The organism is Futiania mangrovi, assembly GCF_024158125.1.
Taxonomy (GTDB): domain Bacteria; phylum Pseudomonadota; class Alphaproteobacteria; order Futianiales; family Futianiaceae; genus Futiania; species Futiania mangrovi.
This window is the reverse complement of the sequence record NZ_JAMZFT010000002.1, coordinates 821,270-835,201: the sequence shown is the minus strand read 5'-3', so window position 1 is coordinate 835,201 and position 13,932 is coordinate 821,270. Positions and strand designations below refer to the sequence as shown.

Sequence of the window (13,932 nt, the reverse complement as noted above, 5' to 3'; positions counted from 1 at the left end):
GCGGGCGACGCCGACTCAGAGCACGCGCAGCAGGACGAGGATCTCGCGGGCGGCAAGCCCCGCGCAGAGCAGCACGCCCAGGCCGCCGATCCAGCGCCTCCTGTGCATCGGACCGCTCCCCTCCCGCGTGCCCAGCACGACGAGCGAGAGATTGACGCCCGCGAACACGATCAGCGTGACCGTCGTGGTCGCCCGCGCAAGGGATGCAAGCGGGAACGCAAGGGCGAGCACCGCGATGACCGCGACCACCACCCAGATCGCGACGATGGGCGTGCGCCGCGCGCCGAGACGGCCCAGGACAGGCGGCATCATCTCCTCGCGCGCCATGCCGTAGAGCAGGCGGCTCGCCATGATCACCTGCACGATGACGCCATTGATGACGGCGATAAGGGCCAGCGTGGAGAGCCACGCGCTCGACAGGCCCGTCAGCTGGGTCCAGAGCGTGGACAGCGGCGCGCCGCTCTGTGCCACGGCCTTCGGATCGGGCGCACCCGCCGCGATCAGCGCCAGCGCGAGATAGAGCGCGCTCGTCAGCACCAGCGTGCCGAGGATCGCCCGGCCCATCACACGGTCCGGATCGACCGTCTCCTCGGCCATGTTGACGATGTCCTCGAAGCCGATAAAGGCGAAGAACGCCAGCACCGCCGCCGTCAGGATGCCCGCAACCGGCAGCGGACCGGCAAAACCGAAAGCCCCGGCCCATGGATCGGGGGAGGCGAGAACCGGGAATCCCGCCACGATCAGGACGACGAGGATGCCGATCTCGACCAGGGTCAGCAGGGCTGCCGCGCCCACGCTTTCCTTCACGCCGCGCTGGACGAGCAGCCCGATCAGCACCAGCGTCCCCACGACGGCGAGCGCCTGCGGCACCGCCACGATCTCGGCGAGATAGCCGGTGAAGCCGAGCGTGATGGTCGCGCTGGAAACGACGCCGGTCAGCGCGACGCCGAGGCCGGCCGGCAGGCCCGCGCGCGGCCCGAACGCCGCCTTGACGTAGAGAGAGGCGCCCGCCGCACGCGGAAAGCCCCGCGCCAGCGTCGCATAGGAGACCGCGGTGACGCCCGCGATCCCGGCCGCGATCAGGAAGGCGACCGGCGCGCGCGGCCCCGCGAGGTCCACGACGGTGCCGATCAGCACGAAGATGCCTGCGCCGACGGTGACGCCAACGCCGTAAAGGATCAGGACCGGCAGGCCCAGCACCCGCAGCAGTGTCCGCTCGCCCTGGCCGGTCTGCCCGCTCATCCCGCCTCTCGTGCGTTTTCGATCAAGGAGCGCCAGCTTGATGCCGCCGGACTGCCCTTGCCTTGATACGCCTCAACCCTGCCACGCCGCGGCTCAGGCATTCGAGACGGCGAGCCGGATCGGGCGGCCAACCGTGATCCGGTGGGCGGCGTCGACGATGGCATCTGCGTCGATCCCGTAGTGCCGGTAGAGGTCCGCGATGGTGCCCGTCTGGCCGAAGTGCTCCACGCCGAGCGGCACCGTGCGGTGTCCATGCACGCTGCCGAGCCAGGAGAGCGTCGCCGGATGCCCGTCGATCACCGTAATGAGCGTGCAGTGCGGCGGCAGGCCGGCGAGCAGCCGCTCGATCTGGCTCATGGCGCCCGTCTGCCCGCGCTTGCGGGTACGCATCGCCGCGTGCCAGCCCGCGTTGAGCCGGTCGGCGGAGGTCACGGCAAGCACGCCGATGTCGCGGCGGTCCTGGCCGATGCGGCCTGCCGCCTCGATGGCCTCGGGCGCGACCACGCCCTGGTAGGCGATGACGATCTCCGCGTTCGGCCCCGGCTCGCGCAGCCAGTAGGCGCCGTCGATGACACCCTGCGCGAAGGCCGCGTCCTTTCGCGGACTGCCATGCGGCTGCTCGATGGCGCGGGTGGAGAGACGCAGATAGACCGAGCCGCCGGTCTCGTCGCGCAGCCATGTGCGCTCGTCCGGATCGCCCGCCCCATCTCGCTGCATGTAGTCGAAGGCCCAGTCCATGACGACGGAAAGCTCGTCGAGGAAGGCCGGTTCGAACGAGGCGAGCCCGTCCTGCGACATGCCGATCAGCGGCGTGCCGACCGACTGGTGCGCGCCGCCCTCTGGCGCGAGGCTGACCCCCGAGGGCGTCCCGATCAGCAGGAAGCGCGCGTCCTGGTAACAGGCGTAGTTGAGCGCATCGAGCCCGCGCATCACGAAGGGATCGTAGAGCGTGCCGACGGGCAGCAGCCGCTCCCCGAACAGCGAATGGGAAAGCCCCGCCGCGCCCAGCAGCAGGAACAGGTTCATCTCCGCGATGCCCAGCTCGATATGCTGGCCCTCCTTCGAGAACCACCATTTCTGCGCCGACGGCACCCGCTCCTCGCGGAAGGTGTCGGCGATCTTCTCGCGCGAGAAGAGGCCGCGCCGGTTGACCCACGGCCCGAGGTTCGTGGAGACAGTCACGTCCGGCGAGGTCGTCACGATCCGGTCGGCCAGCGGGTGGTCGGACTTCGCCAGCGCGTCGAGGATCTTGCCGAACCCGCCTTGTGTCGCCAGCGCCTTGTCGGCGAGCCAGACGGGTCCCGGCGTCGCGACGCGCGGCGCCGTCGTCCGCCGCGTCCCACCGGCGAAGAAGGGGCGAGAGCGGATGAAGTCGCGTACCTCGTGCGCGCCGATCGACAGCCCCTCGGCCATGTCCCACTCATGGCCCTCGCGGATCGACATGGCGGCACGGAAGGCGTCCATCTGCGCGTTCGTCATGATGCCGCCGTGGTTGTCCTTGTGGCCTGCGAGCGGCGTGTTCCAGCCCTTGGTCGTGTAGGCGACGAAGGCCACGGGACGGTCGTGATCGATGGCCTCGAACGCCTCGATCAGCGTGTCCTGGCAATGACCGCCGAGATTGGTCATCAGCGCCTGAAGCTCGGCGTCCGACCGGCTCTCGATCAGGCGCGTGGCGTCGCCCTGGTCGCCGATCTCGTCGAGCAGGCGCTTGCGCCACGCGGCACCCCCCTGAAAGGTCAGCGCCGAGTAGAGCGCGTTCGGGCAATTGTCGATCCAGTCCTTGAGGCGCGTGCCCCCCGGCTCGTCGAAGGCCGCCCGCTGCAGGGCGCCGTACTTGAGCGTGACCACGTCCCAGCCGAAGGCCCCGAAGATCGCCGCGATCCGCTGCGAAAGACCCTCGCGCACGACGCCGTCGAGGCTCTGCCGGTTGTAGTCGATCACCCACCAGGTGTTGCGCAGGCCGTGCTTCCAGCCCTCCTGCAGCGCCTCGTAGACATTGCCCTCGTCGAGCTCGGCATCGCCGACGAGCGCGATCATGCGGCCCTCGGGACGCTTCTCCGCCCAGGCCTTTTCACCGAGATAGTCCTGCACCATGGAAGCGAACGCCGTGATCGCCACGCCGAGGCCGACCGACCCCGTGGAGAAGTCAACGTCGTCCACGTCCTTGGTGCGGCTCGGATAGGATTGTGCGCCGCCATAGCCGCGGAATGCCTCAAGCTTCTCGCGGGTCTGGTTGCCAGCGAGATACTGCAAAGCGTGGAACACGGGCGAGGCGTGCGGCTTTACCGCCACCCGGTCTTCCGGCTTCAGGACCGAGCAATAGAGCGCCGTCATCATCGACACCATGGACGCGCACGACGCCTGGTGGCCGCCGATCTTCAGCCCGTCGGTCTTTTCCCGGACATTGTTCGCATTGTGCACCGTCCAGCACGCGAGCCAGAGAAGCTTGCGCTCGATCTCGCGGAGGATGTCGTGCCGGTCGGTCATGCTCGAAGGCCCTCGCTGATTGGTCCGGACAAGGACGCTGCCACAAATCGCGGCGTGCGCAAAGCGGCCGCTTCGCGGCTGCATGGCTGACGCACGGCCCGACCGCTCGACCGCCACCGTCCGCCCCGTTAATATGCGCACCGCTGAATGCGCGGGTAGCCGCCCGGCCCATTTTTTTCCGTCGCTTGCAGACGGCCCGCGCTCCCTGGAACCGAAGCCGACGGCGACGCCGGATTCAGCCGACGCCCCCGCCGCGCACCCGAAAGGGGCTGCTGCGCACCATGACGACCGTTACGCGAGGCGCTGCCTCACGACCCGCTCACCCCGCGGACGCTCCCGGATTCCGTGATCTCTTCACACCCAAGCTCGTGACGGTGCTGAGGGAGGGCTACGGTCTCGCGCAGCTCCGCGCCGACGCCATTGCCGGCCTGACGGTCGCCATCGTGGCACTGCCGCTCTCGATGGCGATCGCCATCGCGTCGGGTCTCTCGCCCGACCGCGGCATCTACACGGCCATCGTCGGCGGCTTTCTCGTCTCGGTTCTGGGCGGCAGCCGGTTCCAGATCGGCGGCCCCGCGGGCGCCTTCATCGTTCTCGTCCTCGGCACCGTGCAGATGCACGGGCTCGACGGGCTGATCCTTGCGACGCTCATGTCCGGCCTGTTCCTGGTCGCGGTCGGCTTCGCGCGGCTCGGCACCTACATCAAGTTCATCCCCTATCCCGTGACGGTCGGCTTCACCGCGGGCATCGCCGTCATCATCTTCGCAAGCCAGATCCGGGCGCTGTTCGGCCTGACGCTGCCGGGTTCCGAACCGGGACCGCTGCTCGAGAAGCTGCCCGCGCTCTGGTCTGCGGCACCGACGGCAGACATCCCGACCGTCGCCGTTGCGGCCCTCACCACCGCGCTGATCGCTGGCCTGAAGCGGGCGCGCCCGCACTGGCCCGGCATGCTGATCGCCGTCGCGACAGGCGCGCTTGCGACATGGGGCCTCGATCTTCCGGTGGCGACGATCGGCAGCGCGTTCGGAGGCATACCGGCGGGCCTGCCCTTGCCCACACTGCCCGAGATCACGCTCGCCAAGGTTCAAGCCGTGCTGCCGAGCGCCATCGCCTTCACCCTGCTGGGCGCCATCGAATCCCTGCTCTCCGCCGTCGTCGCGGACGGCATGACGGGCCGCCGCCACCGCTCGAACTGCGAGCTTGTCGCGCAGGGCGCGGCCAACATCGGCGCGGCGCTGTTCGGCGGCTTCTGCGTCACCGGCACCATCGCGCGCACGGCAACCAATGTGCGGGCAGGCGCCCACGGGCCGGTCGCGGGCATCCTGCACGCGCTGTTCCTGCTCGCCTTCGTGCTGGTCGCCGCGCCGCTTGCGAGCTTCATCCCGCTGGCCGCGCTGGCGGGCGTGCTGGCCATCGTCGCCTGGAACATGGTGGAGCGCGAGGCCATCGCCACCATCCTGCGCGCCTCGCGCGGCGAGGCGCTCGTGCTCGCCGTCACCTTCCTGCTGACGGTCTTCCGCGACCTGACCGAGGCGATCGTGGTCGGCTTTGCGCTGGGCTCGGTCCTGTTCATCCACCGCATGTCGCAGGCAACGGCGGTCGAGGCCGCGCCCCCCTTCGTCGCCGAGGACGTGGCCGACGGCACGCCCGATCAGCGCACCGCCTACGAGGCGGGCGCGGCGAGCGACCCCGACGTGGTCGTCTACCGCATCACGGGCGCGTTCTTCTTCGGCGCGGCGGCGTCGGTCGGCTCGGTGCTCGACCGGATCGCGGACACGCACAAGGCGCTCGTCATCGACATGTCGGCGGTGCCTTTCCTCGATTCGACCGCCGCGCACACGATGGAAGGGCTGGCGCACAAGACGCGCCGCGCGGACGTGCGCCTCTTCATCGCGGGCGCGTCGCCCACGGTGGTGCGCGCGCTTGCCGCGCACGGGGTCGCACCGCCGCTCGCGAACTTCGCGGCCACGGCTGAGGAGGCCGTTGCCCGCGCCCGAAGCCTAGCGGCCTGAGAGCGGCGAGGGCCGCAGCGGGGTCTTGCTCAACTCAAAGATCATGGGGTCGCCCGCAGCCACCGGATAAAGCTCGGCCACCAGCGGGTCATGGCCCGGAATCAGCCGGTCGGGATCGCCAGCGAGCCTGAGCAGCCGCTCGTAGCCGTCGAACATGTGGCCGACGTCGGCGACGATCGGGAACGGGTTGGTCTCCGTCATGTTCTCGAAGAAGTGCACCGCGTCGGAGGCGAGCACCAGCCGCCCGCGCGCCGTCTCCACGCTCACCGCCTGCAGGCCGCGCGTATGCCCGCCGACGTGATGCACGCAGACGCCGGGCGCGATCTCCTCCATGCCGTTCACGAAGCGCACCCGCCCCTCGAAATTGCGCCGGACGAGATCGACCACGTCCTCCACCTCGAAAGCCATGCGCATGGGCTTGTGGCGCATGTCCCGTCCCGTGGCGAACTGCATCTCCGCGTCCTGCAGCACGAAGGTCGCCCTGGGAAACAGCGGAACATTGCCGGCGTGGTCGTAATGCATGTGGGTGACGACGACGGTCTCGACCTCGGCCGGATCGACGCCCAGGACGCGCAATCCCTCGCCCGGACAGCGCAGGAACTCGCGGCTCCGCTTCTTCCCCATCTCGGCGCTGAAGCCCATGTCGACGACGATGGCGCGGTCCGCGTTCCGGATCAGCCAGACGTAGTAGAAGATCGGCAGGGGGCCGTCGTGGGGGTCCTTGTACATGAAGAAATCGCGCGACGGGCGCTGCGAGCGCGCATACTGGACCGCGTAGACATCGTAGGTTTCGCTCATTCCCGCATCCCTCCCGGCCGTCTTGTTCGTTCGCCGTCAGCCATCCTCGCGCGGGGCGAGGTATCGGGCAATCTCCGTATGGTCGGCCCCCTTGCCCAGTGCGCCTTGCGCCTGCCGCCACAGGGCGGCGGCCGCCGCGAGGTTGGGCATCTCCAGCCCCAGCCCCTCGGCGAGGTCGGCGGCGGCCTTGATGTCCTTCGCCATGAGGTCGAGTGCGAATCCGGAGTTGAAGGCCCGGTTCAGCACGAACTGGTGCATCTTCACTTCCGTGGAGTTGTTCCGCCCCGTGGAGGCGTTGAGTACGTCCACGATCACGCCCGGGTCGAGGCCGAATTTCTCCCCCACGATCACCGCCTCCGCCGCCGCGGCGAGACCCGCCGCCGAGACGAAATTGTTGAGCGCCTTGATCGCGTGGCCCGACCCCAGCGGCCCCGTGCGGAAGATCTTGCCCATGGAGGCGAGCACCGGCTCGGCGCGAACCAGTGCCGCCGCATCGTCGCCGCCCAGCATGATGGCGAGCGTGCCCGCGACCGCCTTGCGCACACCGCCGGAAACGGGCGCATCCAGCAGCACGATGCCGCGCGCCTTCAGCGCCGCCCCCAACTCCTTCGTCGCGGGCGGGAAGGAGGAACTCATGTCCACGACAATGGCCCCGGGCGCAAGCGCATCGGCCAGCGCCTCGCCCCCCTCGCCCAGCACCACTGCCCGCACGACGTCGGCGTTCGGCAGCATGGTGATGACGATGTCCGCGCCCCGGCCAAGCTCCGCCAGCGAGGCCGTCGCGCGCCCGCCCGTCTCCTCCGCGACCCGTGCGGTCACTTCGGCACGCGCGTCGAAGAGGCGCAGCTCGCCCACCACGCCCTTCAGGTGCGCCGCCATGGGCGCACCCATGTTGCCGAGGCCGATCAGCCCGACGACCGGACCGGCGTCCCGGTCATGCCTTGGCATCTTCTTCCTCGAACACGGCGCGGGCGACGCGGAAGCTGTCGATGGAGGCGGGCACGCCGCAATAGATGCCGACCTGCAGCAGCACCTCCTTGATCTCGTCGCGGGTGATGCCGTTGTTGAGCGCGCCGCGGATGTGCAGCTTCAGTTCGTGCGGGCGGTTCAGCGCGCTGATCATCGCGAGGTTCAGGAAGGAGCGCGTGCGCTTGTCGAGGCCCGGACGCCCCCACACCGCCCCCCAGCAATAGGTCGTGACCAGGTCCTGCAGGTCGCGGGTGAAGTCGTCGGCGTTGTTGATCGACGCGTCCACATATTCCGCGCCGAGCACCGAGCGGCGGATTTCCAGGCCCTTGTCGTAGGTTTCCCGATCCATGTCCGATGAGTTCCTTTTCTTGCCGTTGGCGTGCAGGACGCAGCGCCCGAAGCCCCCGCCCTGCCGGTGAACGGGACGGCGGCGCGCCAACCTGGCACCACGCAGAACGAAAGGGCCGCCGGACCCGCAGCGACCCTTCCAGATTGCCGGACGAGGCGTCAATCCTGTCGGTACCCGCACGCAGCCGCGCATGGCAGGCCGGAACCAGCCGCATGCATCTGCGTGCGCGGGCGCGAAGACCTCAGACGTCGTCGAGCGTGAAGCCGATCTGCAGGCGCACCTGGTAGTGCGCGACGCGGCCGCCCTCGATGTGGCCGCGCGTCTCCACCACCTCGAACCAGCGAAGGTTCTTCAGCGTCTTCGACGCCCGGGCGATGCCCTTGTTCACGGCATCCTCGATGCTGTCGCTGGACGAGCCGACGACTTCGACGACCTTGTAGACATTGTCGCTCATGGGGCGGTCCCTTCTGTCGTATGGAATGACGAAGGGGTAACGCGGGCCGCCGGATGGGTGTTCCTGCGGCCTAGCGATACTGGAACGCGATGGTGAAGTTCAGCCCCTGCGCGGCGACCTCCGCCGGCGGCCTGGCGAAGGGCGCAGCGCCTTCAACGGCCCGCCGCGTCGCACCGTCGAGTTGCGGCCGCCCGCTGGACCGGGCGATCTCCAGCGCACCGAGCGCGCCCGACGGGGTCAGCGTGAAGCGCACCACGACCGTGCCGCGCGCACCCGCCGTGGGCGGCCTTTGCCGTTCGATCGCGGCCCGCAGGGCCCGGGCATAGGCCGCGTGCAGATCCTCGCCACCGGCCCCGCCCATGCCTGCGGACCGGCCTGCGCCCGCCTGCGCACCCGTTGCGGCGGGCTGCGTGGCTACCTGCGTCCCTTCGCTGGCCGCTTGGGACCGCGCTTCCGGCGAGGACGGGAGGGGGGCGGGTTCCTCTGGCACCTTCGGCGCCGTCCCGGCACGCGCCTGCTGCGCAGGGGGCGGCGCAGGGGGCGGCGCAGGGGGGGGCGAGGGGGGCGGCATCAGCCGCGCCGTCTGCGCCGCCTGCCGGTGAAGCCGCTCCGTACGCTGCGGCTCCTCGACGACCAGCGCGGCCATGACGAGGGGCACGGGCGTGCTGGCGGCGAGACCGTGCGGCGCATCCGGTACAGGGGTTTCCGCAGCGTCCGCCACGGCCACGGCCTCGCGCGCCTCACGGGCGCTCTCTACCGGTCGGGCCAGGGGCGTTTCTGACGGCGCGGCGACGGCCCCGACGGCCGACGCGGGCGGACGGGCCTCGGCGGCGGGCGGCGCGACGACGACGTCCGCGAGGGGCGCGGCTGCGGAAACCGGCGCGGCACGCAGCGGCGCGCGCATCGCGGGACCGAGCACCAGCTCCACGCCGATGGCCGGAGACGCTCCGCCCGCCCCCGTTCCGGCGGGCCGCACCTCGCCCGGCGTGCCGGTCACAAGCCAGGCGATGACGGCCACATGGGCCGCACCCGACAATCCCGTGAAGAGGCCTGCGCGCAGCATCGCCGTCACACCAGGCGGACGGGCACGGGCACGCGCCGTCCGTCCTCCTCGATCTGCGCGGCAGCGACACCGTAGACACGGCGCAGCAGCCCGTCGTCGAGCACCTCGCCCGGCGCGCCGTCCGCCACCAGCGCGCCGCGGTCCAGCACGAGCACGCGGTCGCACCAGCGCGCCGCGAGCGCCAGATCGTGCAGCGTCACCAGCACCAGCCGCCCCTGCCGCGCGATCCCCTGCAAGGCACTCATCACGCCGATCTGGTGCGCGGGGTCGAGCGCGGCGGTCGGCTCGTCGGCAAGCAGGAGCAAAGCCTCCTGTGCCAGCGTGCGTGCGATCTGCACCCGGCACGCCTCCCCGCCCGAGAGCGTATTCATGGTCCGATTGGCGAAGGTGGCGACGCCCATCTCATCCATGGCACGCGCCACGGCCGCCCGGTCTGCTGCCGACGGGGCCGCGAACGCGCTGCGGTGCGGATGACGGCCGAGCATCACCACCTCGCCCGCCGTGAGCGGCCAGTGCGCCAGCCGCGCTTGCGGAAGATAGGCAATGGCGCGCGCCCGCTCCGCTGCCGACAGGCGCGCAAGCGGCGTGCCGCCCAGTGCAATGCCGCCCGTGTCCGGCACCTGGAGCCCGGCGAGCGCCCGCAGCAGCGTCGACTTGCCCGCCCCGTTCGGCCCGACGAGACCGACGAGTTGGGGCGCCTCCGCCGCGAAGGACACGCCCCGCAGGACGAGCGTCCCACCCAGCCGGACCTGGAGATCGGCGACGGCCAGCGCGCTCATGCCAGCCCCTCCCGCCGCGTGCGCAGGACCAGCGCGAAGAAGAAGGGCACGCCCACCAGCGCCGTCAGAACGCCGAGCTTGAGGTCGCGCGCGGGCAGGATCACCCGGACCGCGACGTCGGCGGCCAGCAGCAGTGCCGCCCCGCCCAGCGCACTTGGCACCAGCAACCGGCTCGGCCGCGCGCCGACCAGCGGGCGCAGCAGGTGCGGCACGACCAAGCCGACGAAGCCGATGGCCCCCGCGACCGCCGTCGCCGCGCCCACACCCAGCGCCGTGCCCGCAATCGCCATGGCCCGCGCACGGCCCATGTCGACGCCGAGGGTTCGGGCCACGTCCTCTCCCAGGCTGAGCGCGTCGAGCGCGCGGCCCGAGAGCAGCAGGATCGCCCCGCCCGCGAGGATGAAGGGGGCGGCAAGGTGCACATGCTCCACGCTGCGGTCGGCAAGCGAACCCAGCATCCAGAACACGATCTCCAGCGCCGCGAAGGGATTGGGCGCGAGATTCAGCGCAAGCGAGGTAAGCGCGCCCGCAAGCGTCGTGACCGCCACGCCCGCAAGGATGACCGTGAGCGTGTCGCGCGACCGCGCCGCCAGCACACCGATCAGCACCACCGCCGCCAGCGCGCCGCCCATCGCCATCAGCGGCAGCGCCAGCGCGAAACTCGCCGACAGGCCGGTGTAGATGGCGACGACCGCACCCAGCGAGGCGGTCGAGGTTACGCCGACGATCCCCGGCTCGGCCAGCGGATTGCGCAAAAGACCCTGCAGCACCGCGCCCGACAGCCCCAGGATCGCGCCGATCAGCAGGCCCAGCAGCGCGCGTGGCAGGCGGATTTCCTGCATGACGATGGCCGCGGGCGTGTCACCTTCGGCGAACAGGGCGCGAAGCCCCTCCGCCGCGCCGAACCCCGCAGGCCCCGTCAGCAGCGAGGCCGCGAACAGCACCGCGACCAGGATGCAGAGCCCCGCGATCACGGCAGAGAGGGGGGCCGGGCGGCTCATCGCCGTCCCTCCCCGCCGATCCGGGTTGCGGCGGCGGCAAGCCGGCCAAGCGCCTGCGTCACGTGCGGCGTCCCGCAGGCCCAGAGCCGCCCGGGCGCGGGCACCCTGTGCGCATCCGTCAATCCGCGCCGGATGGCGGGATGATCGAGCACCTGCAGCGCGAGCGCCGGCGTCTCGCGCCAGCGGTCGCTAACGATCAGCGCGTCGGGCGCCTCCATGACGAGGGTTTCGAGCGGCAGGCGCACGGGCCCTGCGTACCCAAGCTCCGCCGCGATGTTGCGGAACCCGGCGCGCGCGACGATCTCACCCTCCAGCGTGCCGCGCCCGCGGGCAAATCCGTTCGCCTCCCACGTCGCCGCGCGCGGACCCCCACCCGCAACGCCTGCGGCGATGCGCGCCACCTCCGCGTCGAAGGCTGCGACGACCTCGGCCGCGCGCGCGTTCCGGCCCAGCAGATCGCCGATGCGCGCGATATTGGCGCGGATGTCGGCGAGGCTGTCGGCGGGCGCGAACTCCGCCACTTCCACGCCCAGCCGCCGCAGCAGCACGGTCGCGCTGCGGGTGCTGAAGCTGCCGGTCAGCACGAGGTCGGGCCGCAGCAAATAGACGTCCTCCGCCTGGCCCGAATTCGCCGGGATCGCTGCGGCTTCCGCCGTCATCATGCTCGCCGCCGGATCGTGCGAGAGGGCGGAGACGGAGACCACCTGGCCGGGTGCCGCGACCAGCAAGGCAAGCTGGTCGGTACACACGTTCATGGAGACGACACGCCCGGGCGCGTCGCCTGCGCGCGCAGCCTCCATGCCCGCCGCGAGCGCCAGCGCGGCGAGAAGCCCCGCGATGGCGCCCGCCCGCCTCATTGCGCCGGACCTCCGAAGGCCAGGCGGACGCCCACGAAGCCGATCACGCCAGCCGTGTTGAAGCCGAAGATCTCCTCATAGTCCTCGTCGAGGAGATTGTTCACGCGTCCGTAAAGCGTCACGCTCTCCGAAAGCGCGTAGTCCCCGCCGACGTTCACCAGCACATAGTCGTCGAGCCTCGCCCGCCCGAAGGTGACGAACTCGCTGTCCGGCATCTCGCCATTGTAGATCACGTCGCCGAAGAGGCGCGCGCGGCCATCGGGAAACGCATAGCCCACATTGAGGGCCGCGGCGTGCTTCGGGCGCCGCAGTTCCGAGAGGCCCGCGCCGTCCTCCGACAGGATGTAGGTGTAGGAGCCGGTCACGCTCAACCCCGGCAACGGGCTCGCGGTCAGCGACAGTTCGAGCCCCTGCCGCTCGCTCGTGCCGGGCAAATTGATCGCCGTGAACGGAAAGACCGAGAAGTCGGTCGCGATCTCGTTCTCCAGGTCGGCCCGGAAATAGGTGGCGTCGATCACGAGGCGGCCGTCGAGGAAGCTCTGCTCGATGCCCGCGTCCCAGCCGAAGGACTCTTCCGGCTGCAGGTTCGGGTTGCCGATGAAGCTCGCCGGGTCGAAGCCGAACTGCTCGTAGAAGGTCGGGTTGGTCACGCCGGTACCGACGGAGGCATGCAGGCGCGTGCCCGTGTTTGGCAGCAGGTAGGCCGCCGACGCCGAATAGGTCGTCGCATCGTCGAACGCGTCATTGTCGTCGAAGCGAACCGCGCCGGTAAGGAACAGACGGCCCAGGAACTCCCCCCGGTACTCCGCGACCAGGCTGCGCGTCCTGCGGGATTGCTCCGCCAGGGAAGCGGGTGGCGCGGGCGGGTCGTTCCGGAAGCTTTCGCGCTTCCACTCCGCCCCGGCGGTCAGGCTGTGGCGCGCATCGGCGAACCCCGGCGTCTGGAAGGCGAACGTCGCCTGGTAGCTGCCGACGACGCGGAAGCCCTTGTTGGAGAGCGACAGCGCGCCTGCCGTATAGCCCTGCCGCTCGTTGTCGTTGGCGGTCAGCCGCGCTTCCTGAACCAGCGCGCCGTCCATGAGCGACCAGGTGAGGCCGAGGCCGCCCAGCGCCTCTTGAGTGTCGGTCCAGTCGTAGGCGTCGAGCACCAGCCCCTGGTTCGGGCCGAAGGAGAAGTCCTGCTCGTCGGACTCCACGCTGCGGTCGGTGAAGCGCAGGTTGCCGTCCAGCACGAGCGTGCGCGCCAGGTCGGCCGTGAACCGGGCGTTGAGCGTGGCGTTGCGGTGGCCGTCCTCCTCCGACCCGAAGTCGGAGATGTTGAAACCGTCGTTGCGCCGGAACACGCCGGAGAGCGCGAAGTCGAACGCCTCTGCCCCGCCGCGCACGGACGGGTTGATGAGGACCGTGCGGTCGGTGCCGGTCTCGAGGCGCAGGCCGCCGGCGATCCCGTTGCGGATGCCGCCGCGCGTGACGATGCTGATGACGCCAGCGGTTGCGTTGGTGCCCCAGCGCGCGCTCTGCGGCCCGCGGATCACCTCGATCCGCTCGATATCGGCGGCAAGCAGCCCGCCGAAGTCGAACTCGCCCTGGGAGACCTCGCTCGCCTCCACGCCGTCGATGAGAACGAGAACATGATTGGCCTCCGCACCGCGCACGCGCACCTGCGTGACGCCGCCGGTCGCCCCGGTCTGGGAAACGGCCAAGCCCGGGACCGCCCGCAGCGCGTCGGCGACGAAGCGGACCTGCCGGCGCTCCAGCTCTTCGCCGGTGATGACCGTGTGGGTCGCGCCGACGGTCACCTCGGGTGCGGGCGTGCGGCCCGCGGACACAAGGATCTCGCCGAGGTCAGTCGCCTCGCCGGCCATCACTGGCACCCCGGCGGCCGCTGACGCCAGGGCGAGGGGGAGGGAAAGGTAGCGGG

General features: G+C 70.8%; 12 protein-coding genes. 1 reads left to right on the top strand and 11 read right to left on the bottom strand.

Features of this window, described 5'->3' with window-relative positions; translation table 11 throughout:
- Window positions 1-15 precede the first annotated feature (15 nt).
- Window positions 16-1,242: an APC family permease gene (locus NJQ99_RS10880; protein WP_269332854.1), complete on the bottom strand. Its 1,227-nt coding sequence runs from the start codon at window positions 1,240-1,242 to the stop codon at window positions 16-18.
- Between the two features lie 93 nt (window positions 1,243-1,335).
- Entirely contained in the window at window positions 1,336-3,729 is a 2,394-nt protein-coding gene (locus tag NJQ99_RS10875) for a 1-deoxy-D-xylulose-5-phosphate synthase N-terminal domain-containing protein (protein WP_269332853.1), read from the bottom strand.
- 281 nt (window positions 3,730-4,010) lie between these two features.
- Between NJQ99_RS10875 and NJQ99_RS10870 the strand changes: the two genes are divergently transcribed.
- Window positions 4,011-5,741 carry a SulP family inorganic anion transporter gene (locus NJQ99_RS10870; protein WP_269332852.1) on the top strand — a complete coding sequence of 577 codons (1,731 nt, stop codon included), beginning with the start codon at window positions 4,011-4,013 and terminating at the stop codon, window positions 5,739-5,741.
- On the opposite strand, the gene NJQ99_RS10865 is transcribed toward NJQ99_RS10870, so the two are convergent.
- The 9 genes from NJQ99_RS10865 to NJQ99_RS10825 form a co-directional block, all read right to left on the bottom strand.
- On the bottom strand, window positions 5,730-6,539 hold the full coding sequence (locus tag NJQ99_RS10865; RefSeq protein WP_269332851.1) for an N-acyl homoserine lactonase family protein: 810 nt from the start codon (window positions 6,537-6,539) through the stop codon (window positions 5,730-5,732). The genes NJQ99_RS10870 and NJQ99_RS10865 overlap by 12 nt on opposite strands.
- Window positions 6,540-6,575: 36 nt before the next feature.
- Window positions 6,576-7,487 carry an NAD(P)-dependent oxidoreductase gene (locus NJQ99_RS10860; RefSeq protein WP_269332850.1) on the bottom strand — a complete coding sequence of 304 codons (912 nt, stop codon included), beginning with the start codon at window positions 7,485-7,487 and terminating at the stop codon, window positions 6,576-6,578.
- Window positions 7,474-7,857 carry a carboxymuconolactone decarboxylase family protein gene (locus NJQ99_RS10855; RefSeq protein WP_269332849.1) on the bottom strand — a complete coding sequence of 128 codons (384 nt, stop codon included), beginning with the start codon at window positions 7,855-7,857 and terminating at the stop codon, window positions 7,474-7,476. The genes NJQ99_RS10860 and NJQ99_RS10855 overlap by 14 nt, the downstream gene beginning before the upstream one ends.
- Window positions 7,858-8,098: 241 nt before the next feature.
- Window positions 8,099-8,311, bottom strand: a complete 213-nt coding sequence (locus NJQ99_RS10850) for a dodecin (RefSeq protein WP_269332848.1) — start codon at window positions 8,309-8,311, stop codon at window positions 8,099-8,101.
- Window positions 8,312-8,381: 70 nt separating this feature from the next.
- Entirely contained in the window at window positions 8,382-9,374 is a 993-nt protein-coding gene (locus NJQ99_RS10845) for an energy transducer TonB family protein (RefSeq protein ID WP_269332847.1), read from the bottom strand.
- Window positions 9,375-9,379: 5 nt separating this feature from the next.
- Window positions 9,380-10,153, bottom strand: a complete 774-nt coding sequence (locus tag NJQ99_RS10840; protein WP_269332846.1) for an ABC transporter ATP-binding protein — start codon at window positions 10,151-10,153, stop codon at window positions 9,380-9,382.
- The gene (locus NJQ99_RS10835) at window positions 10,150-11,154 is read right to left on the bottom strand and encodes a FecCD family ABC transporter permease (protein WP_269332845.1); all 1,005 of its coding nucleotides are present in this window, start codon (window positions 11,152-11,154) and stop codon (window positions 10,150-10,152) included. Before NJQ99_RS10835 ends, NJQ99_RS10840 begins: the two co-directional genes overlap by 4 nt.
- A complete protein-coding gene (locus NJQ99_RS10830; protein ID WP_269332844.1) occupies window positions 11,151-12,011 on the bottom strand; it encodes an ABC transporter substrate-binding protein in 861 nt (286 codons plus the stop codon). The genes NJQ99_RS10835 and NJQ99_RS10830 overlap by 4 nt, the downstream gene beginning before the upstream one ends.
- Window positions 12,008-13,876 (bottom strand): TonB-dependent receptor plug domain-containing protein, encoded by a 1,869-nt coding sequence (locus NJQ99_RS10825; protein ID WP_269332843.1) that lies wholly within the window; start codon window positions 13,874-13,876, stop codon window positions 12,008-12,010. The genes NJQ99_RS10830 and NJQ99_RS10825 overlap by 4 nt, the downstream gene beginning before the upstream one ends.
- Window positions 13,877-13,932 lie beyond the last annotated feature (56 nt).